The following is an 18,467-nucleotide window of genomic DNA, read 5'->3' on the forward strand; positions in this document are numbered from 1 at the left end:
GTTCCTAGAGTCCCAGCGCCTGACGGCCGGCGGCAATGCGGGTGGCGTCGTCCTGCGGGGTGTGGACGCGGCCGCACAGCACGTCGCGATAATGCCGCTCCAGCGGATTGGTACGGCTGAGGCCGTGATTGCTCGACAGCGACAGCGCATCCTCGACCGCCGCCACCGCATTGTTGGTGACGGTGAGCTTGATGATGTTGCCCTCGACCGGGCTGACCACCCGGCCTTCGTCGAAGTCGCGCGCGGCGCTCTCGATCAGGCGTGAATTGACCTGTAGCCGCGCCTCGATCGCGCCGAGCACCTCCTGCGCGCGGGCCAAGGTCGACAGCGGCGCGCCGAGGCTCGACGGCGTCCGCGTCCTGAGGAAGTCGACGATCCAGTTGCGCGCCGCGCGCGCGACGCCGTCATAGATGGCACCGACGAAGGCGGCATGAACCAGTGCCTGGGTCGGGTTCTGCACCCGCCAGTCCGCGGGCTTGCGCAACTCGATCTCGTGATCGAGCGGGATCACGACGTCCTCGAACACGACGTCGTGGCTGCCGCTGGCGCGCAGGCCGAGATGGTCCCACGTCTCCACGATGTTGATTCCGGGGAGCCCGGCCTGGACCAGGAACAGTCCGAGCCGCGGCTCGGCCTCGTCGGTCTTGGCCCACACCGAGTACCAGGACAGGATCGGCGCGCCGGTCGAATAGATCTTGTGGCCGCTCAGCCGCCAGCCGGTCTCGGTGCGCCGCGCGATCGTCTCAGGCAGGCCGCCGCGCGACGGCGAGCCGAGCGCGGGCTCGACGCGGAAGGTGTTGATCAGCGCGCCGCGCTCGACCGAGTCCCGCTGGAGCTTGCGGGCCAGCCGCGGCGGATATTCTTGGCTCCGCGCCATGACGAAGTGCTGGATGTAATGCATCGCCAGCACCAGCGCCGTCGACGGATCGGCCTCGGCAATGATTCCGAGCACGCGCGCCGTGAGGCCCGCGCCCGCACCGTGTCCGCCCAACGCCGTCGGCACGGTCAGCGACAGCAGACCCGCCTCGAACAGATCCGTGAAGTTCTGGAACGGAAAGCTGCGGTCGCGATCATGCGCCGGCGCGCGTTCGGCGAACACAGGAACCAGCCGCAGCGCGCGTGCGATCAGTTCGTCCTCGTTGTCAGCGCCGGTCTGGCGTGGCGCGAGGCTTTCGATGACGGCTACCATGTCGCTTCCAACCCGAGGAGACCAAGAATCTGCCGGCGCAGATCGGCGAGATGCGGATCGCCGCGATGCCGCGGATACGGCCGGTCCACGACGATGTCGGCCTTGATGCGCGCGGGACGATCGCTGAGCACGATGACGCGGTTGGCGAGCACCAGCGCCTCCTCGACGTCGTGGGTGACGAGGAGGGTCGTAAACCCCTTGCGCTGCCACAGCGCCACCAGCTCCGCCTGCATCGCGATGCGGGTCAGCGAATCGAGCTTGCCGAGCGGCTCGTCGAGCACCAGCACCTTGGGATCGTTGACCAGCGCCCGCGCCAGCGCGACGCGCTGCGCCATGCCGCCGGAGAGCTGATGCGGATAGGCGTTCTTGAAGTCGGTGAGGCCGACGAGATCGAGCGCGGCATCGACGCGATGACGTTGCTTCTTCAGGATGCCCTGCGCTTCAAGGCCGAGCGCGACATTGTCCCACACCGTGCGCCAGGGAAACAGCGTCGGATCCTGGAACACGACGACGCGAGACGGGTGCGGCCCCCTGATGCTGACCTCGTCCTCGCGCAGGCTGCCGCTGCGCGGCTTGTCGAGGCCGGCGATCAGGCGCAGCAGGGTCGACTTGCCGCAGCCGGAGGGACCAAGCAGCGCGACGAACTCGCCGGGCTCGACGATCAGGCTGACGTCATCGAGCACCTTCAGCTCGGCACCGTCGATATCGAAGGCATGGTCCACATGGGCGATGTCGATCGCAGCACCAGGAACTTGCGCCCGGACGGCCACGGCAGCGGCTACCATTTGACGACTCCCTTCTGCCAGACCAGCACGCGGTCACGGGTCTTGAACAGCAAGGTGATCGCGCCGGAGCACAGCAGCGACATCACCAGCAGCGCGGCATACATGTTGGAATAGGCGGCCCAGCCCTGCGCCCATTGCAGGTACCAGCCGAGTCCTGCCTTGACGCCGATCATCTCGGCAACGACGAGCACCGCGAACGAGGCGCCGAGGCCCATGAACAGCCCGACGAAGACATGCGGCAAGGCTGCGGGGATCGCGACCTTCAGCACAAGGAACCATGGCCTGGCGCCGAGCGTGCGTGCCACATCGTAGTAGGCTGATGGCACGCTGGCGACGCCGGACCAGGTCAGCACCGTCACAGGGAAGCCGGTGGCGAGCGCAATCAGGAAGGTCGACGCGCTCCAGCTGGTCGGAAACGCGAAGAACGCGATCGGCAGCCAGGCGGTCGCCGGCAGCGGCCCGATGAAGCGCAGCACCGGATGCACCCAATAGCCGATCCGCGTCGACCAGCCGATCGACACGCCGGTGATGAAGCCGGTGGCCGCGCCGATCAGATAGCCGCCGAGCTGCAGCTTGATCGAGGCGACGACGCTGTCGAGCAGTTTCGGCAGATCGTCGGTGTAGACCTCGATGATCGCCTGCGGCGGCGGGAAGAACGGCAGCGGCAACCAGGCGTATTTGGCAGTGGCGAGCTCCCACAGCGTCAGGAACACGCCGAGCGCGAGCAGCCACGGGCTGCGCTTGCGCAACGCCGAGCCGGCGCGGCCGAGCTGCGCAGCCGCAACGCTCGCGACGAGCACGAGCCCGGCGATCACGAAGGCCGCGATCGCGAGATCCCTGGTGCGCGACCAGTCGCCGACGTCCTCACGAACGAGGCACGATGCGCCGAAGGCGGCCCAGGCGAGCGCCGCAGCAATGCCGGGCGCGATGTCGCGGAGCTTGTCGGCAAGCGCGCTGCTCCGTGCGCTCTCGCCGTTGGCAACCTCAGACAGCGAAAATGTCGACATAGATGCGCTCGGCGAATTTGCTGGTGTCGGTGCTCGGCTTGAAGACGGAGACGACCTTGAGGTCGTCGGCATAGGCCTTCAGCTCCTGCTTGAGCGGCTGACCATGCGGATGATGATGATGGGTGTGGTAGCGCACCATGCCTTCGAGATCGGCCAGCGTCGCCTGCTTCGGCGCATAGGGCTGGAACGACTTCGCCGCCTCGACCGGGTTCTGCGCCGTGAACATCGCGGCATCGAGCAGCGCCTGCGTGATGGCGCGGCCGACCTGCGGCTCCTCGCGCACCAGGCTGCCGCGCAGCCCGAGGATGCAGCAGACGCGGTTCTGATACTCGCCGTCGAGATTGGAGGCGACCTCGCGATAGGCGGGATCCTTGAGCCAGAGATAAGCGAGCGGATCGGAGGCGAGGAACGCCTGCGTCTCGCCCTTGTCGGCGGCGACGTTGACCACCGCGCCGGGATAGACGCGCCAATCGACGTCCTTCACCGGATCGATCCCGAGCCGCGCCAGCTGGATCGAGAAGAAGTTCTTGTCCGGACCGCCGAGATCGCCGACCGCGACCGCCTTGCCCTTGAGATCGGCGAGCGTCTTGATCCCGGAATCCGTGCGCGCCAGCACCCGCATGCAGCCGCCATGGGTGCCCGCGGCGATCTTGACGTCGAAGCCCTGCTCCAGCGGCTTCAGCCAGCGCAGCGCCATGCCGAGCCCGGCATCGCTCTTGCCGGTTGCGATCGCCTCGAGCAGCTGATCGGTCGAGCCGGAGTAGTTGATCAGCTCGACGTCGAGATTGTACTTCTTGAAGAAGCCCTGGTCGATCGCCACCGGCACCGGCGTCAGGCAGACCGCACCGGCATTCCAGGACAGCTTCAGCTTGCGCGGCGCGCCGGTGAGAGCCGGCGCCTCGGCCGCCGTCCGGCAGATCGGAAACTGCGACAGATCGATCTCCGGGGCGGCCCGCAGCGATAGCGCCTGCGCGGCCAAGCCGCCGAATGGCGCCACCAAAGCGGCACCGGCCCCCGCCTGAAGCAGCCGACGCCGGGTGACTGCGCCCATGTTGTCCGTGTTGTCCATCGCCCTCTCCTGCCGACAAAGCTCCGCCGTTGCGCGGGCGTGCAGCGCCCGCACTCCCTTAGCGGAATGCATCGATGTGTCGTTAAACCTGCGCTGTCGTCAGCGCCCCAATGATGAACGGATGATGCGTTCGCGACTGCACATCGTCAATGAAATGGAATTTCGAATGTGGGGTGGCAGCGAGCGATAATGTCCCCACGAGACGAGCTTCGCAAAGCAATCAGTTCTTCTGCGCACCTTGCGGGCGACATCATCCCACGCGACGACCGGACTCGGGATTCCCCAGACCGAGATTACGCTGCCGCTGCCGGACACGCGGAATCACCTCCTCGGCGAACCGCGTCATCTCCGCCTCGAACGGCTGGAACTGCAGCATGAACAGCTCGATTCCGGCAGCGTGGAAGTCGATGATGCGATCGGCCACCTCCTCGTAGTTGCCGACCAGCCCAGCCGCGGTGCCGCCATTGCTGCCGACACGCGCGCTCTTCTGCATGGTCTGCATCATCACGACCTTGGGATCGGTGTTTGCCTTTTGGATGGCCTTCATCGGCGCATCCTTCTCGGCGAGACGCAGCAACCGCTGATGAGCGGCCTCCGCTTCGGCGGCGGTCGGCCGCGCGATCACGAACGCCGAGAGGCCGAAACGGAGCGGCGGCGCCGCGCCCCTCGGCCGCGCCGCGACATCGCGGATCAGGCTGGCAACGTCATCGAGCGGCTGTCCGTTGATGAACCAGACATCGCCGTGATCGGCGACCAGCGCGCGCGCCGGCTCCGATTCACCGCCGACATAGATCCGTGGCCTCGCGCGATAGAGGTCCTTCGGCCGCAGCGCGTAGTCCTGCACATCGAAATAGCGGCCCTTGTGGGTCAGCCGCTCGCCCTGCAGCAGCCGCGACACTACGTGGATCCATTCGCGGCCATAGGCGTAGCGCTCATCGTGCTCGGCGAAGCCGATGCCGGCGCGCTCCAATTCGGGTCTATTCCAGGCGTTGACGAGATTGATCGCGAACCGTCCGCGGCTGATGTTCTCGATGCCGAGCGCCATCTTGGCGAGCACGACGGGATGATAAAGATACGGCTTGATCGCAGTGATGATCTCGATCCGGCTGGTCAGCGCCGCAAGCGCAGCGGCTGCGCTCCAGGCCTCCAACTGATCGAGATCCTCCTGATGCGGATTGATGGTGTGCTGGGCGACCAGCGTCGAATCGAATCCCAGCGCCTCGGCCTGTAGCACGAGATCGCGATTGCGCTCCCAGGAGGCATCATACGGCTCTTCCGGATCCTGATGCGCGGCCCGCGGGCCATGCACCAGGGCCCAAATCCCGAAGCGAAGCGGATGTGTCATGGTCGAGCCTCACGATCAGCGTCGCGCGTCGCCTCTCTGCGATGCGCGGTCATCAGCCCACGTACTAACAAATCCGGAAAAGAAGTTCTTGCCGCTTTTCACCCGCGCAGGAAATCGAAAACCTCCCAATGCAACAAGAATTGGAAAACGGCTCTATTTCGATCAGCCTTGTTTCGTGGGACAGTTTGCCGGCGCGCAACGAGGCTGCGTCACGCCGCCACCTGCGCGCATCGATTTAGATACCTCCGCGGCGCGATCGCGATCCGCGGAGCCATGATAGCGCGAGGACGACGCACTCTTGAGCAATCTCGAACAAGCGGCCGGAACGATCGAGCTGCCGCAGGCCACCAGTGGCGCGCGCCCCGGCACCGGGCAAAACCGCGCGCTGAGTCCCTTGGCGCTGCAGGCGCTGTCGTGGCTCGCGCCGGTTCTGCTGATCTTGATCTGGGAAGCGGCGGCGCAGGGCGGCTATCTGTCGCCGCAAGTCCTGCCGGCGCCCAGCAAGGTCGTCCGCACCGCCTTCAAGCTGACCACACAGGGCACCCTGCTGAACGATCTCGGCGTCAGCCTACTGCGCGCCGCTGCCGGCTTTGCGATCGGCGGAGCAGTCGGTTTCGCGCTCGGCATTCTCGTCGGCTTTTCGCGGATCGCGGAGGCGCTGATCGACCGCAGCATCCAGATGATCCGCGCGATTCCGTTCCTGGCCGTGCTGCCGCTGGTGATCGTCTGGCTCGGGGTCGGCGAGGCCGAGAAGGTCTTCCTGGTCGCGCTCGGCGTGACCTTCCCGATCTACATCAACACCACGCTCGGCATCCGCCAGGTCGATCCGAAGCTGCTCGAGCTCGGCCGCGTCCAGGCATTGTCGACCCTGCAGCTGATCCGACGCATCATCCTGCCCGGCGCCCTGCCCTCGATCCTCACCGGTGTCCGCTATGCGCTGGCGACCGCCTGGCTCGCGCTCGTCGTGGCCGAGACCATCGGCGCGCAGTCCGGCCTCGGCTTCCTGGCGATGGACGCGCGCGAATTCCTGCGCACCGACGTGATCGTGCTGACGATCGTGATCTACGCCCTGATCGGCGTCGGCGCCGATTTGATCGCGCGCTGGCTGGAGCGGCGTCTGCTGGCATGGCATCCGAACTATGGAGCTGCCCGATGACGATCCAGTTCGCGCCGCCGCTGCAGGGCGCCCCCGCGCCGGCGGTGATCGTCAACGGCCTGCGCCGCGCCTATGGCGAGCGCATCGTGATCGAGGGCCTCGATCTGCGCATCGAGCGCGGCGAGTTCGTCGCGCTGCTCGGCGAAAGCGGCTGCGGCAAGACGACCTTGCTGCGCGCCCTCGCCGGGCTCGACCCGATCCAGGCCGGCCGGATCATCGCGCCAAAGCGTCCTGCCGTGGTGTTTCAGGAGCACCGCCTGCTGCCGTGGGACAGCCTCTGGCGCAACGTGGCGCTCGGCCTCGACGTGCCCGATGCGCGCCAGCGCGCGGCCGCCGCGCTTGCCGAGGTGGGCCTCGGCGACCGTCTCGACGACTGGCCGCGCAACCTCTCCGGTGGCCAGGCACAGCGCGTCGCGCTCGCCCGCGCGCTGGTGCAGCAGCCGGAGCTGCTGCTGCTCGATGAACCATTCGCCGCGCTCGATGCGCTGACGCGCATCCGCATGCATGCGCTGGTGCGCGAGCTCGTCGCCACTCATCGTCCCGGCGTGCTGCTGGTCACCCACGACGTCGACGAAGCGATCGCGCTCGCCGACCGCATCCTGGTGATGCGCGACGGCCGGATCGCCTTCGAGCATCGTACCGCCGCCGGTGGCGAGGTCGCGCGCAGCGACCTGCTGGCCGAACTCGGCGTGCTCAACCCCCTCCTTCACACCTGATTTCCTCAAGGATCGACCATGTCTTCGGATGACCTGTCCCGCCGCCATTTCCTGGGCACTGCCGCGTTCGGCATCGGCGCGCTCGCCGGCCTCACGCTGACCGATGACGCCTGGGCTGCGCCCGGCCGTGTCACTGACACCGTGCGGCTGACCTGGGGACTCTCCGGCCTCAACCTGATCGCCAAGGAGCGTGGCGAACTCGAGAAGCTGCTCGCCAAGGACGGCATCAAGGTGGAGTGGCTCGGGCCGTTCCCGAACCATGCCCCGACGCTGCAGGCCGTCACCGGCGGCACCGCCGACTTCTCCTTCGGCGGCTCGACGACGCCGGCGCTCGCCGCCATCATCGCCGGCTCGCCGCTGGTGTTCACCCAATTCGTCGTCTACGAGCCGCGCACCACCGCGATCATCGCCCGCGACGATTCCGGCATCAACAAGGTCGAGGACCTCGTCGGCAAGTCGGTCGCCGTGAACCGATCCGGCCTCGGTGAATTCCTGCTGGTCGCAGCGCTCGAGAAGCACAAGGTCGACCGCTCCAAGGTCAAGTTCGTCTATCTCAACCCGCCGGATGCAGCACCCGCGCTCGCCTCCGGCAAGGTCGATGCCTGGTCGATGTGGAGCCCGGGCGTCGACATCGCCCGGCTCGACTACAAGGCCCACGACATCTTCCTGGAGGGGCGCGATCTCGAATTCCAGATCGACTACACGTCCTATCTGACGACTCGCAAATTCGCGACCGAGAACCCGGCTTTGGTGCGGGCCGTCAACGACGCGTTCCGCGCCGAGGGCAAATGGATCTCGGAAAACAGCAAGGATGCCGAATACATCGCGCAGAAGGCCGGCAAATACAGCGACCAGGTGCGTGACCAGTTCATCGCGTTGAACCGCAAGTACCGCTATTTCTCGGTCAACGACAAGCAGTTCGTCACGGACCTTCAGAAGGCGGCCGACTGGCTGGTCGAGCGCAAGGTGCTGCCTGAGCCGGTCAAGGTTGCCGATCATCTCGCTCCAATCGAAGACCCGGCGCCGCAGCGCTGAGCACCGATCGTTCCCACTCAATCGCCTGGACTCGTCATGAACAAGCCGGTCTCGACCAAGACTCTCATCGCCGACACGTCGCTGCCGTTGGCGGCAGAGACGCTCGATCAGCTGCTCGCCGCCATCGCGGATGGTGAGTCGGAGCGGGAGCGCGAGCGCATCCTGCCGCACCAGCAGATCGCGATGATCAAGCAGGCGCGGCTCGGCGCGCTGCGCCTGCCCGTGGCCGCCGGCGGTGCCGGAAGCACGATCCGCGGCCTGTTCGAGATCGTGGTCCGGCTTGCCGAGGCCGACGCCAATGTCGCGCATATCCTGCGCAATCATTTCAGCGTGGTCGAGCGTCTCGTCCGCATCCCCCGCGACGACCAGGCGCGGGAGTGGCAGCAGCGCGTCGCGGCCGGCGCGATCATCGGCCTCGCAACCACCGAGCTCGACAGTCCGCAGGTCGGTAACATCACGCCGGACACCACCTTCACGCCCGATGGCGATGATTATCTGCTGAACGGAACCAAGTACTACAGCACCGGCACGCTCTACTCAGATCTGGTCCTGGTGCGCGCGGCTGATCCCAGCGGGCGTCCCGGCGCGACCATCCTGCCGCTAGACCGCGCCGGAATCGAGCTGATCGACGACTGGGACGGCATGGGCCAGCGACTGACAGCCACCGGCACCACCCATTTCCGCAACGTCCGGGTCAAGCGGCAGGAGATCGTGTTCGACGCGCCCGACATCGGCTACGGCGTGCCCTACTCCAACACGTTCGCGCAGCTGTTCTTGACCGCGGCCGTCGCCGGCATCAGCCGCGCGGCCCTGCGCGATGCGATCGCGCTGGTCCGCTCGCGCAAGCGCACCTTCTACTACGCGCCGCACGAGAAGCCGACCGAGGATCCGTTGCTGCAGCAGACGATCGGCCAGATCGCGGCGTCCGCGCACGCCGCGGAAACGGTGGTGCTCGTCGCCGCCGAGGCGCTCGACGCCGCTACCGAGGCATTCGACGCGGGCCGCGCCGACGCCGAAGCGCTTGCGCATCGGGCCGCACTGCTGTCGGCGCAAGCCAAGATCGTCGCCGACGACGCCGCCATCCGCAATGGCGGGCTCATCTTCGACGTCGGCGGCGCGTCGTCGACCAAGAAGGCCACCAATTTCGACCGCCACTGGCGCAATGCGCGCACGCTGTCGTCACACAATCCGGTCACCTACAAAGAGCGGGCGATCGGACAGTATCTGATCAACGGCACGCCGCTTCCGGCCAAGGGATTCTTCTGACCGGCAGGCGCAGCCCCCTGAAGGAGGCGACGGATGAGCAAGCATGGACTGCATCTCCTGACGGCGTCCACTCCCCCGCACTTCTACTCGGCGCTGCGCCGCGTCGCCGCCGGCGTCAGCATCGTAACCGCCGGCCGCGGCGACGACATCACCGGCGTCACCACGGCCTCGCTGGTCTCGCTCTCGGTCGAGCCGCCGCGGCTGATGATCAATCTCGGCCGGCAAACGTCGGCCTTTCCCCTGATCGTCCGTGACGGCTGGTTCGGCATCAACGTTCTCAGTTCCGACCAGCTCACGCTCGCCGACCGCTTCAGCAGTCCGCATCTCGCCGGGCGGCAGAAATTCGAGGGCGTCGAGTGGTCGCGCCATGCGGGTGGTGTGCCGGTGCTGCAGCATGCGCAGGCGGCGATCGCCTGCGAGGTCGACGAGATCATCGAGCGCTACGACCATGCGATCATCGTCGGACGTCCCGACACGATCGAGCTGGCGCCGCGGCTGTCGAGCCTGCTGTACTGGAACGAGCAGTATGTCGAGGTCGACCGCAATGCCGATCTCGACCTGCTCGCCGAGGTCGGCGTACCGCCGGCGCATGTGCGGTGACGGCGCAGCATGGGGGAGACGGTATGAGACATCGTCCAGGCTCCGGCGCAGAGACGCCGGCCCCGGCGGGCGAACGCTGGGGCCTCGGTCGGCTGGTGGCGGAGCTGCGCGTGTCGCGCGAGGAGACGCACAGCATCCGGAAGGACGGTGTCATCCACCGGCCGCCCTCGCGCGAGAAGCTGGCGCAGGTCGTCGCCGCCCTGACCGAGGCGCTGTTTCCGCGACACTATGGCCAGTACGACCTCGATAGCGAGAACATCGACTATTTCGTCGGCCACCGGCTGAGCGTCGGCCTCGACCTACTGTCCGACCAGATCCACCGCGCCGCCTTGTTCGTCGGCGACGAGCTGATCCCTGGATTTCGTCAGCCCGAGGCAATCGAACTGACCCACAGCTTCGCGAAAGAATTGCCCGCGCTGCGCGGCATCCTGATCAGCGACTTGCGCGCCGCCTTCGTCGGCGATCCCGCCGCCAAGAGCTTTCCGGAGATCCTGATCGGCTATCCCGGCATGACGGCGATCATCCATCATCGGCTGGCCCACCTTCTCTACGGTCTCGGTGCACGCCTGGTGTCGCGGCTGATCGCCGAGATCGCCCATACCAGGACCGGCATCGACATCCATCCGGGGGCTCGCATCGGCTCCGGCTTCTTCATCGATCACGGCACCGGCGTCGTCATCGGCGAGACGGCCGTGATCGGCGACAATGTCCGGATCTACCAGGCGGTCACGCTGGGCGCCCGTCACTTCCCGACCGAGGAGGACGGCACGCTCATCAAGGGCGACGCCCGTCATCCGATCGTCGAGGACGACGTCGTGATCTATGCCGGCGCCACCATCCTCGGCCGCATCACGATCGGCCAGGGATCGACGATCGGCGGCAATGTCTGGCTGACGCATGATGTTCCGCCCAACAGCGTCGTCACCCAGGCCACGCTCCGCAACAAGGTTGGCGGACCGAACCTGCAGACCTCCTGAGCAGACGTGGATCTGCTGGAACGGGCGATCGAAATGGCGATCCCCGGTTGCTGATGAGCACGACGGATTCATGCTCGTGCCGCGGACAACAATGCAAATCCATTTCATCGACAGCATCGTCCTACAAAAGCTAGATTTTCGCATTCGCGCGGCCTGCATCAACGATGCCGTGATGGTCGCGCCTCGACGGATGCCGTGATGTTCGACCCTCTCGCCATGATCAGCCTGCACCAGGATCCGCCCACGGGTTGCAGCGATGTGCTCCGCGACAGCACGCGTGCCGAGACGAGCCCGTTGCTTTGCGAGCTTGACCTGCGCGGTCGCGATCTCGGCGCAGGCATCGGCCGTGTTGCCGTCGAGCTCGCGCGACGCCTGCGGTGGCCGCAATCGCCGAGCCGCGTTGTGCCCGACACGCCGCGATAGCCATTCTCCAAGCGATCGCTCCGCCTCCCCGACAATCCAGCCCACGAGCGCCCCATGAGCCAGCGTCGTCAACTGAACCTCAATCTCTTCATCTATCCGGGCGGCCATCACGAGGCGGCATGGCGCTACAAGGGATCATCCGCCAGCCGCGCGCTCGATATCGGCTATTACCAGCAGCTGGCGCGAACGGCGGAGCATGCCAAGTTCGACGCGATCTTCTTTGCCGATGGTCCGGCGCTCGCCGACAATGTCCGCTACGCGCAGCGCTTCCGCTTCGAGCCGATCACCTGGCTATCGGCGATCGCCGCCGCCACCAGCCATATCGGCCTGATCGGCACGGCATCCACCACCTATCACGAGCCCTACAATCTCGCCCGCCTGTTCGCTTCGCTCGATCATCTCAGCGGCGGCCGCGCCGGCTGGAACATCGTCACCACCAGTGCGGCGCAGGCCGCGCAGAATTTCGGCCTGCCGGAGCACCCTCCACATCACGAGCGCTACGAGCGCGCCAAGGAATTCTTGGATGTCGTCACCGCGCTGTGGGACAGTTGGGAGGACGACGCCGTGGTCAATGACCCCGCGTCCGGCATCTTCGCCGACACCGACAAGGTCCATCCGCTCAATCATGTCGGCAAATACTTCCGCGTGCGCGGGCCGCTGAACGTGCCGCGCTCGCCGCAGGGTCGACCGGTCTATGTCCAGGCCGGCTCGTCCGAGGACGGCCGCGCCTTCGCCGCGCGCTTTGCCGAGGCCATCTTCACCGCGCACCAGACGCTGGCCAGCGCGCAGGAGTTCTATGCCGACATCAAGCATCAGGCGCGCGCGCTCGACCGCAATCCCGATCACGTCAAGATCCTGCCCGGCATCAGCCCCTTCATCGGCTCGACCCAGGACGAAGCCGACCGGCTGCAGGAGGAGTTCAACGATCTGATCCAGCCCGAATACTCGCTGGTGCAGTTGCGCCAGATGCTCGGGCTCGATCTCTCAGGCTTCGATCTCGACGGGCCATTCCCACGCCATCTGATCGAGACCGACGGCGCGCGCGGCGTCGCCAGCCGCTTCAAGCTCGTCGTCGACATCGTCGACCGCGAGAAGCCGACGATCCGTCAGCTGATCCAGCGCCTCGCCGGCGCCCGCGGCCATTGGGTGATCGCCGGCACGCCGGAGAAGATCGCCGACAACATCCAGGCATGGTTCGAGAACGGCGCCGCCGACGGCTTCAACGTGATGCCGCCCTGGCTGCCCGGCGGCTTCGACCTGTTCGCTGAGCACGTCGTGCCGATCCTGCGCAAGCGCGGCCTGTTCCGCACGGAGTACACGGGCCGGACGTTGCGCGAGCACTACGGGTTGGATCGACCCGCCAGCCTCTACAGCCATCCGGTCCAGGCGATCGCCTGAGCGCCGTTTCACGGGCGGCGCGGACGCCGAGCCGGGCGCCCGCGCCGCCTTTCGTTTGGTTCAAGCCATATCAAGCCTTGGAAGTCACATGCATCACATCACCAGATCGCAATTCGTCGGCCTGCTCGCCGCCTCCCTTCTCTCGATCGCCGCCAGCAGCGGCGCGCTGGCCCAAGCCTCCGAGAAGAAGGAGCTCAAGGTCGGCTTCGTACCCGGCCCCTACATCGACGAGTTCAAGATCGGCGTCGCGCCCGAATTGCAGAAGAAGGGCTACCAGATCCGCTATGTCGAGTTCTCGACCGGGCTCGAGGCCAACAATGCCGTGTTCAAGAGCGAGATCGACGCCAATGTCATGCAGCACACGATCTTTCTGAACTCCTACAACGAGCGGCAGAAGACCGACCTCACCGGCATCGTGCACGTGCCGACGCCGCCGATGGGGATCTATTCCAAGAAGCATCCGCTCGGCACCAAGATCGGCCAGGGCGCGAAGATCGCGGTGCCCAATGATCCGGTCAACCTGCAGCGCGCGCTGTGGATCCTGCGCGATCTCGGCCTGATCGAGATCCGCGATTCCAAGCCGATCGACGTCACCGAGCTCGACGTCATCAAGAACCCCGGCGGCATCAAGATTGTCCCGCTCGAGGCGGCGCAGGCGCCGCGCGCACTCGACGACGTCGACTTTGCCGCCATCCAGGGCAATTTCGCGATCTTCAGCGGCCTGAAGCTGACCAACGCGTTCGCGCTGGAGAAGATGACCACGCCCTACATCAATGTCGTCGCCGTCAAGCGCGGCAATGCCGAGACCGCCTGGGCCAAGGACATCGTGGACGGCTACAAGTCACCAGGCTTCAAGGCCGCCATCCTGGCCGACCGCTTCTATGACGGCTTCACACTGCCCGACTACATGAAGTGAGCCATCGCGGTGGTCCGTCCCGGGCCGCCGCCGATCTCTCCGGGTCCGCAGCTACTTCAGGCCGAAGCCGAGCGCGCGCAGCGCCTCGGCCAGTCTGTCGCGGCCGTTGAGCGCCTTCGCCGAGCCGAGCCGGTTGAGCACCGTGTCACGCCAGCCGACGGGCGCCACGCCCTGGCTGGTCTGGAACGCGCGCAAGGTCTCGTCATAGGCGGCGATGCCGTGGATCTCGTCGGTCGGCGCATAGCGCTCGCGATGCAGAACCACGCCCTGTCGCAGCCGCGGCTTGACGTCCTCGCCGGCCGCCAGATCGGCATAGCCGACGCAGAGGCCGAACACGGCTAGCACGTTCGGCGGCAGGCCGAGCTCCTCGGCCACCGCCTGCGGACGGTTGCGGATCGCGCCGATATAGACAGAGCCGAGCCCGAGCGCCTCAAGAGCGACCACGGCATTCTGCGCGGCGAGCGCTGCATCGATGATCGCGACGAACAGCGTCTCCAGGAAATGGATGCCGTCATCGGGGCGCCCTTCCCGCCGCGCCAGCCGCTCGGCGCGCGACAGATCGGCGAGCCAGACCAGGAACAGCGGCGCCTCGCGGACGTGCTTCTGGTTGCCCACGAATTCCGACAGGCGCTGCTTGCGCGCGGGGTCCTCGATTGCGACGACGCTCCAGGTCTGCAGGTTCGACGACGACGCCGCCGACTGCGCGGCAGCCACCAGCGTCTCCACGGTGTGCGGCGGCACCGGATCGGGGCGGTAGCTGCGGATCGAGCGGTGCGCCAGGAGCTGCCCGAGGATCTCCTCGGCGCCGGACGCGATGGCGGGGATGTCAGCGCCGTAGCGCTTGCGCAGCGCCGCGGTGATGTCGTCGCTCGGAGTAATCGGTGCCCTCGTTTCGATGATCGTCATTCCTCAGTCCCCATGCCGGCCGGTACGCCATTGTCACGGCCGATGTTCGATAGTTGCGTGCGCGTCGACGCCCAGCAAAGCCGACCCCGAGGACAACGGCAATCCCCCGGCGGATCATGCGCGCGATGTCGAAAGGCCCTGCTACTCCGCCGCCTGCGCCGCAGTGGGATCAATCACCGGTTGGCGCAGGCCCGCCTGCTCCATCAGCGGCAGTACGCGGCGGCCGAAGACCTCGAGATCCGGCTTGAAGTCGTAGAACGACAGCTGCAGGCCGTCGACACCCGCCTTCTTGAGCTGCACGAACTGCTCGACCACCTGCTCCGGCGTGCCGATCACCTCGATGTTGCCGCCGATCGCCCGGCGCTTGGGCGCATCGACGCCGACGCGGCCGCGCCAGGCATGGGCGTCGCTGTCCAGCCGATGGAAGTCGCCGACCGGGTCGGCATGGGCGACGATGGCGTCGTGATAGGCCCAGGTCTCGCGCTCGGTCTCGCGGCAGATCACCATCGGATTGAGCAGGGTGCGCACCTCGCGGCCGATGTCGCGCGCCGCCTGCTTGACCCGCGCGGTATGCGCCGGCAGCGCAGGGATCGCGCTCTCGAAGCTCGAGCCGGCCGGACTGGTGATGAAGACGATGTCGGAATAGCGCGCGGCAAAGGCGATGCCGGCATCGGAGCCGGTGGCGTTGACCAGCACCGGCCGGCCGAAGCGCGGCTTCGGCGTCACGAAGGCGCCGTTGAGCTTCCAGGACGACTGGCCGGAGAACGAGTAGTTCTCGGTGTCGCCCCACAGCCGCTGCAGTACTTCGAGAAACTCGGCCGCGAGCTCGTAGCGGCGGTCGTGATCGATCCGGCTCCGGCCGAACGCCTCGTGCTCGGCGGCACGATGGCCGGTCACGACATTGATGCCCCAGCGGCCATTGGAGATGTGGTCGAGCGTCGCGCCATACTTGGCCAGATGCAGCGGGTGCATCGGACCGTAGAGCACGTGGAGGGTCGAGATCAGGATGATCCGCTTGGTCAGGCTCGTCAGCGCGGCCGTGGTCATGAAGGAGTCGAGCGCCTCGCCCGTGAACACGCCGCCATAGCCGCCCTTCGGCAGCCATTGCGACAGCGCGAACACCAGATCGAAGCCGAGGTTCTCCGCCGCCAGCACCAGGTCGCGGTTGTAGTCGAAATGCCATGACGTCGTGCGCGGCAAGGTCGAGGCGCTCCAGCCGCCGGCCTGGATCGGCAGGAACAGGCCGAGCAGCAGCGGCTGCTGCAGCGCCTGCGACAACGGGCTGTCCGGGCGGTCGGCCGGTCCCGGAAAGCCGTCGAGGCCGACCAGGGCGCCCGGCCGGTGGGTGATGATCGTCATGCTGTCCTCGTGTCGTCCGTCTCGGCTGCGCGCGCGGCCTCGCCGGCGCGGCGAAAGACCGTTTCCATCAGCCATTGCTCGTTGGGAAACTGCCCGGCCCATTCGTCCCAGCCGGAATGCTTGCGATATTGGCCCAGCCGCCCCGAGGCCACCGCCTCCTCCGGCGTGATCGCGAGGCGGCGGTCGCAATCAGGCGCGACGTAGATCGCATCCGCCCGGCAATACAGCTCGCACATGAAGCAGGTCTGGCAGTCCTCCACCCGTGCCAGCAGCGGCGGTCCCGGCGATGCGCGGTCGAGCACATTGGTCGGGCACGCTTCGACGCAGGCGCCGCAATCCGTGCAGCGATCGGCAAGGATGAGCTCGATCATGACGCGGCTTCCAGTGCGATCGGAGCTTCCACCGTGGGGCGCGTATCGGCTGCGACCTCGATGCGATCGAGGCCCCGGCTGACGAGCCGCACCGCCAGGCTGGGGTCGAGGCCGGAATGATCGATCCTGCGATGCAGGCCCCTGCTCTCGGTCCGGCGGCGCGCGGTCGCGACCGACCAGCGTGCCGTGGCGACCAGGGCCGCCGTCTCGCGCGAGCGCAGCGGATCGTTTCCCGCATGGTCGGAGATCTCGCGCCAGAGACCATCGAGCGCGCGCTGCGACGCCGCCAGCGTCGACTCCTTGCGGAACAGGTTCTTGTCGAAGGGATGCATCTCGGCGCGAACGCCGGCCCTGATGGCGTCGTGATCGAGCGCACGGGTCCGCAAGTGCGGCCGCAGGCCGGCCTGCCCAAGCGGCGTCAAGAGCGAGGACTTCGCACCGATGCTGCGCGCCAGCCGCGCGGCGGCCTGTCCTGCAAGGACGCCGGAGGTCAGCGCCCAGGCCGAATTGATGTTGCCGCCGCCGGAGATCGCACCGGCCACCTTCTCCCGCGAGGCATTGTCGCCGGCGACGAACAGCCCGGGCACCGACGTGCGGCCATCGACATCGTCGACCCTGACGCCGCCGAGCCCGCGGATCGTGCCGTCATTGTGCAGCGTGACCTCGAAGCGATCACGCCAGGGATCGATGCCCCAGCGATCGAACACCAGCGGCACGTTCGGCGAGATCGTATGCAGCCGGGCCTTGATGTCGTCGGGCAGCCGATGCAGCGAGCAGAACACGGGACCCCCGAGCAGCGCTCTCGCCAGCCCGATCGTCTGGTGCGGTCCGAACGGCAGATCGAGCTCGCGGCCGTCCGCGTCGTAATAGGTCGCGAACGCATAGGCCATGCTGCGCGTCATCGTCGAATGCGCCGGCGCGATCGTGTAAGCGGCGGTGAACTCCATGCCCGAGAGATCAGCGCCTGCTTCCGCGGCCAGCAGATAGCCGTCGCCGGTGTTGGTGCGCGATCCCAGCAGGTGCGAGAGAAAGCTGGTGCCGCCGGCGGCCAGCACGGTCGCACCCGCCGCGATCTGATAGGGCCGGTCGCCGTCCTGACGGCGAAGGCCTCGTGCGCCGCCGATCGTGCCGTCACCGCGCGCCAGCAGCTCCAGCACCGGCGAATGGTCGAGGATGGTGACGCCACTCTCCCGCGCGACGGCGCGCAGCGCCCGCATGTATTCGGGGCCACGAACGGCGCGATAATTGGTCTGCCCATCGTCATCGACGCCGAACGCATAATGGCTCGCGAGCGTCGGCAGCGTGCGCCAGGTCTCGTCGATGATCGCGTGCATCCATGGGGCCTCGCCGAGTCCGAGACCGGCGACGACACGCTGGCTGACGGCCTGCGCGCGCGCACCAGGCGGCACCCACCAATGGCCCGGGCCGGCCGCAGCCGTGACGCCGCTGGCGCCGCAATAGCCCTTGTCGACGAGGATCACCTGCGCGCCGGCACGCGCGGCCGAGATCGCAGCCCAGGCGCCGGCCATGCCGCCGCCGATCACGAGCACATCGGCGGTGAGCACGAGTGGATCAGTCACGTTAGCTGTCACGAGGCGATCCGACGCGTCACCCGCAAGCTTCGCGCTCCCGTTGGTCTTGTCAGTATCGCTCGCACAATCATGGTCCGAACTCCGCAGCCCTGCGCGCAAACGACGCACATGTACGGGCATGGTCATCCAGTGAACCGCCGCTGGCAATTTCAGAATTGCGCGATTTTCGAACGCTCTGTTCTCGCCGCGATCCGTGATCGGAGAAGAATTCGGTTGCGCGTTCCCGGCCCTGTCGTCGCCCGGCCTTCCAGTCGGCGCTTATGACAATTCTCATGTGCCGTCGTTCATGACGACATACTTGCGACAACAATCCGCACTTTCCTGGAACAAATTCGACCGGAACATGCCGAGACTTGG

At 67.0% G+C, this 18,467-nt stretch carries 18 protein-coding genes; 9 read left to right on the forward strand and 9 right to left on the reverse strand.

What is annotated here, in order from left to right; translation table 11 throughout:
- Nucleotides 1–4: 4 nt before the first annotated feature.
- The 5 genes from ACQR0Z_RS30685 to ACQR0Z_RS30705 form a co-directional block, all read right to left on the reverse strand.
- Nucleotides 5–1,189 carry an acyl-CoA dehydrogenase family protein gene (locus ACQR0Z_RS30685; protein ID WP_434921119.1) on the reverse strand — a complete coding sequence of 395 codons (1,185 nt, stop codon included), beginning with the start codon at nt 1,187–1,189 and terminating at the stop codon, nt 5–7.
- Nucleotides 1,183–1,974, reverse strand: a complete 792-nt coding sequence (locus ACQR0Z_RS30690; protein WP_434857409.1) for an ABC transporter ATP-binding protein — start codon at nt 1,972–1,974, stop codon at nt 1,183–1,185. Before ACQR0Z_RS30690 ends, ACQR0Z_RS30685 begins: the two co-directional genes overlap by 7 nt.
- Nucleotides 1,968–2,981: an ABC transporter permease gene (locus ACQR0Z_RS30695; protein ID WP_434921120.1), complete on the reverse strand. Its 1,014-nt coding sequence runs from the start codon at nt 2,979–2,981 to the stop codon at nt 1,968–1,970. The genes ACQR0Z_RS30690 and ACQR0Z_RS30695 overlap by 7 nt, the downstream gene beginning before the upstream one ends.
- Complete coding sequence (locus ACQR0Z_RS30700) at nt 2,959–4,050, reverse strand: ABC transporter substrate-binding protein (protein WP_434921121.1); 1,092 nt, start codon at nt 4,048–4,050, stop codon at nt 2,959–2,961. The genes ACQR0Z_RS30695 and ACQR0Z_RS30700 overlap by 23 nt, the downstream gene beginning before the upstream one ends.
- Nucleotides 4,051–4,300: 250 nt before the next feature.
- Nucleotides 4,301–5,395: an LLM class flavin-dependent oxidoreductase gene (locus ACQR0Z_RS30705; protein WP_434921122.1), complete on the reverse strand. Its 1,095-nt coding sequence runs from the start codon at nt 5,393–5,395 to the stop codon at nt 4,301–4,303.
- A 298-nt stretch (nt 5,396–5,693) separates the two neighbouring features.
- On the opposite strand from ACQR0Z_RS30705, the gene ACQR0Z_RS30710 reads away from it, so the two are divergent.
- The 9 genes from ACQR0Z_RS30710 to ACQR0Z_RS30750 all read left to right on the forward strand — a co-directional run bounded on the left by ACQR0Z_RS30710 (nt 5,694) and on the right by ACQR0Z_RS30750 (nt 13,882).
- Complete coding sequence (locus ACQR0Z_RS30710; protein WP_434921123.1) at nt 5,694–6,551, forward strand: ABC transporter permease subunit; 858 nt, start codon at nt 5,694–5,696, stop codon at nt 6,549–6,551.
- Nucleotides 6,548–7,267: an ABC transporter ATP-binding protein gene (locus ACQR0Z_RS30715; protein WP_434921124.1), complete on the forward strand. Its 720-nt coding sequence runs from the start codon at nt 6,548–6,550 to the stop codon at nt 7,265–7,267. The genes ACQR0Z_RS30710 and ACQR0Z_RS30715 overlap by 4 nt, the downstream gene beginning before the upstream one ends.
- An 18-nt stretch (nt 7,268–7,285) precedes the next feature.
- On the forward strand, nt 7,286–8,302 hold the full coding sequence (locus ACQR0Z_RS30720) for an NrtA/SsuA/CpmA family ABC transporter substrate-binding protein (RefSeq protein ID WP_434921125.1): 1,017 nt from the start codon (nt 7,286–7,288) through the stop codon (nt 8,300–8,302).
- A 36-nt stretch (nt 8,303–8,338) separates the two neighbouring features.
- Nucleotides 8,339–9,568 carry an acyl-CoA dehydrogenase family protein gene (locus ACQR0Z_RS30725; protein WP_434921126.1) on the forward strand — a complete coding sequence of 410 codons (1,230 nt, stop codon included), beginning with the start codon at nt 8,339–8,341 and terminating at the stop codon, nt 9,566–9,568.
- Nucleotides 9,569–9,601: 33 nt separating this feature from the next.
- A complete protein-coding gene (locus ACQR0Z_RS30730) occupies nt 9,602–10,168 on the forward strand; it encodes a flavin reductase family protein (RefSeq protein ID WP_434875633.1) in 567 nt (188 codons plus the stop codon).
- Between the two features lie 23 nt (nt 10,169–10,191).
- Nucleotides 10,192–11,145 (forward strand): serine O-acetyltransferase EpsC, encoded by a 954-nt coding sequence (gene epsC / locus ACQR0Z_RS30735; protein WP_434921127.1) that lies wholly within the window; start codon nt 10,192–10,194, stop codon nt 11,143–11,145.
- 198 nt (nt 11,146–11,343) lie between these two features.
- A complete protein-coding gene (locus ACQR0Z_RS30740; protein WP_434921128.1) occupies nt 11,344–11,568 on the forward strand; it encodes a hypothetical protein in 225 nt (74 codons plus the stop codon).
- Nucleotides 11,569–11,622: 54 nt separating this feature from the next.
- The gene (locus tag ACQR0Z_RS30745) at nt 11,623–12,966 is read left to right on the forward strand and encodes an LLM class flavin-dependent oxidoreductase (RefSeq protein ID WP_434921129.1); all 1,344 of its coding nucleotides are present in this window, start codon (nt 11,623–11,625) and stop codon (nt 12,964–12,966) included.
- 88 nt (nt 12,967–13,054) lie between these two features.
- A complete protein-coding gene (locus ACQR0Z_RS30750) occupies nt 13,055–13,882 on the forward strand; it encodes a MetQ/NlpA family ABC transporter substrate-binding protein (RefSeq protein ID WP_434857421.1) in 828 nt (275 codons plus the stop codon).
- A gap of 51 nt (nt 13,883–13,933) precedes the next feature.
- Here the strand turns inward: ACQR0Z_RS30750 and ACQR0Z_RS30755 are convergent, their stop codons facing one another.
- The 4 genes from ACQR0Z_RS30755 to ACQR0Z_RS30770 form a co-directional block, all read right to left on the reverse strand.
- Nucleotides 13,934–14,788: an NADPH-dependent oxidoreductase gene (locus tag ACQR0Z_RS30755; RefSeq protein WP_434875629.1), complete on the reverse strand. Its 855-nt coding sequence runs from the start codon at nt 14,786–14,788 to the stop codon at nt 13,934–13,936.
- Nucleotides 14,789–14,929: 141 nt separating this feature from the next.
- Complete coding sequence (locus ACQR0Z_RS30760; protein ID WP_434921130.1) at nt 14,930–16,147, reverse strand: LLM class flavin-dependent oxidoreductase; 1,218 nt, start codon at nt 16,145–16,147, stop codon at nt 14,930–14,932.
- Complete coding sequence (locus ACQR0Z_RS30765) at nt 16,144–16,518, reverse strand: 4Fe-4S binding protein (protein WP_434875627.1); 375 nt, start codon at nt 16,516–16,518, stop codon at nt 16,144–16,146. The genes ACQR0Z_RS30760 and ACQR0Z_RS30765 overlap by 4 nt, the downstream gene beginning before the upstream one ends.
- Nucleotides 16,515–18,110, reverse strand: coding sequence for an FAD-dependent oxidoreductase (locus ACQR0Z_RS30770; protein ID WP_434921131.1), 1,596 nt, complete (start codon nt 18,108–18,110; stop codon nt 16,515–16,517). Before ACQR0Z_RS30770 ends, ACQR0Z_RS30765 begins: the two co-directional genes overlap by 4 nt.
- Nucleotides 18,111–18,467: the final 357 nt, after the last annotated feature.

This window comes from Bradyrhizobium sp. HKCCYLS3077 (assembly GCF_051167555.1).
GTDB lineage: Bacteria > Pseudomonadota > Alphaproteobacteria > Rhizobiales > Xanthobacteraceae > Bradyrhizobium.

Bases quoted from the DNA above. Each gene is read 5' to 3' on its own strand.
- ACQR0Z_RS30755 (WP_434875629.1), bottom strand. From the start codon at position 14,788: ATGACGATCATCGAAACGAGGGCACCGATTACTCCGAGCGACGACATC.
- epsC (WP_434921127.1), top strand. From the start codon at position 10,192: ATGAGACATCGTCCAGGCTCCGGCGCAGAGACGCCGGCCCCGGCGGGC.
- ACQR0Z_RS30725 (WP_434921126.1), top strand. From the start codon at position 8,339: ATGAACAAGCCGGTCTCGACCAAGACTCTCATCGCCGACACGTCGCTG.
- ACQR0Z_RS30695 (WP_434921120.1), bottom strand. From the start codon at position 2,981: ATGTCGACATTTTCGCTGTCTGAGGTTGCCAACGGCGAGAGCGCACGG.
- ACQR0Z_RS30730 (WP_434875633.1), top strand. From the start codon at position 9,602: ATGAGCAAGCATGGACTGCATCTCCTGACGGCGTCCACTCCCCCGCAC.
- ACQR0Z_RS30715 (WP_434921124.1), top strand. From the start codon at position 6,548: ATGACGATCCAGTTCGCGCCGCCGCTGCAGGGCGCCCCCGCGCCGGCG.
- ACQR0Z_RS30705 (WP_434921122.1), bottom strand. From the start codon at position 5,395: ATGACACATCCGCTTCGCTTCGGGATTTGGGCCCTGGTGCATGGCCCG.
- ACQR0Z_RS30765 (WP_434875627.1), bottom strand. From the start codon at position 16,518: ATGATCGAGCTCATCCTTGCCGATCGCTGCACGGATTGCGGCGCCTGC.
- ACQR0Z_RS30700 (WP_434921121.1), bottom strand. From the start codon at position 4,050: ATGGACAACACGGACAACATGGGCGCAGTCACCCGGCGTCGGCTGCTT.
- ACQR0Z_RS30690 (WP_434857409.1), bottom strand. From the start codon at position 1,974: ATGGTAGCCGCTGCCGTGGCCGTCCGGGCGCAAGTTCCTGGTGCTGCG.
- ACQR0Z_RS30685 (WP_434921119.1), bottom strand. From the start codon at position 1,189: ATGGTAGCCGTCATCGAAAGCCTCGCGCCACGCCAGACCGGCGCTGAC.
- ACQR0Z_RS30745 (WP_434921129.1), top strand. From the start codon at position 11,623: ATGAGCCAGCGTCGTCAACTGAACCTCAATCTCTTCATCTATCCGGGC.
- ACQR0Z_RS30750 (WP_434857421.1), top strand. From the start codon at position 13,055: ATGCATCACATCACCAGATCGCAATTCGTCGGCCTGCTCGCCGCCTCC.
- ACQR0Z_RS30760 (WP_434921130.1), bottom strand. From the start codon at position 16,147: ATGACGATCATCACCCACCGGCCGGGCGCCCTGGTCGGCCTCGACGGC.
- ACQR0Z_RS30740 (WP_434921128.1), top strand. From the start codon at position 11,344: ATGTTCGACCCTCTCGCCATGATCAGCCTGCACCAGGATCCGCCCACG.
- ACQR0Z_RS30720 (WP_434921125.1), top strand. From the start codon at position 7,286: ATGTCTTCGGATGACCTGTCCCGCCGCCATTTCCTGGGCACTGCCGCG.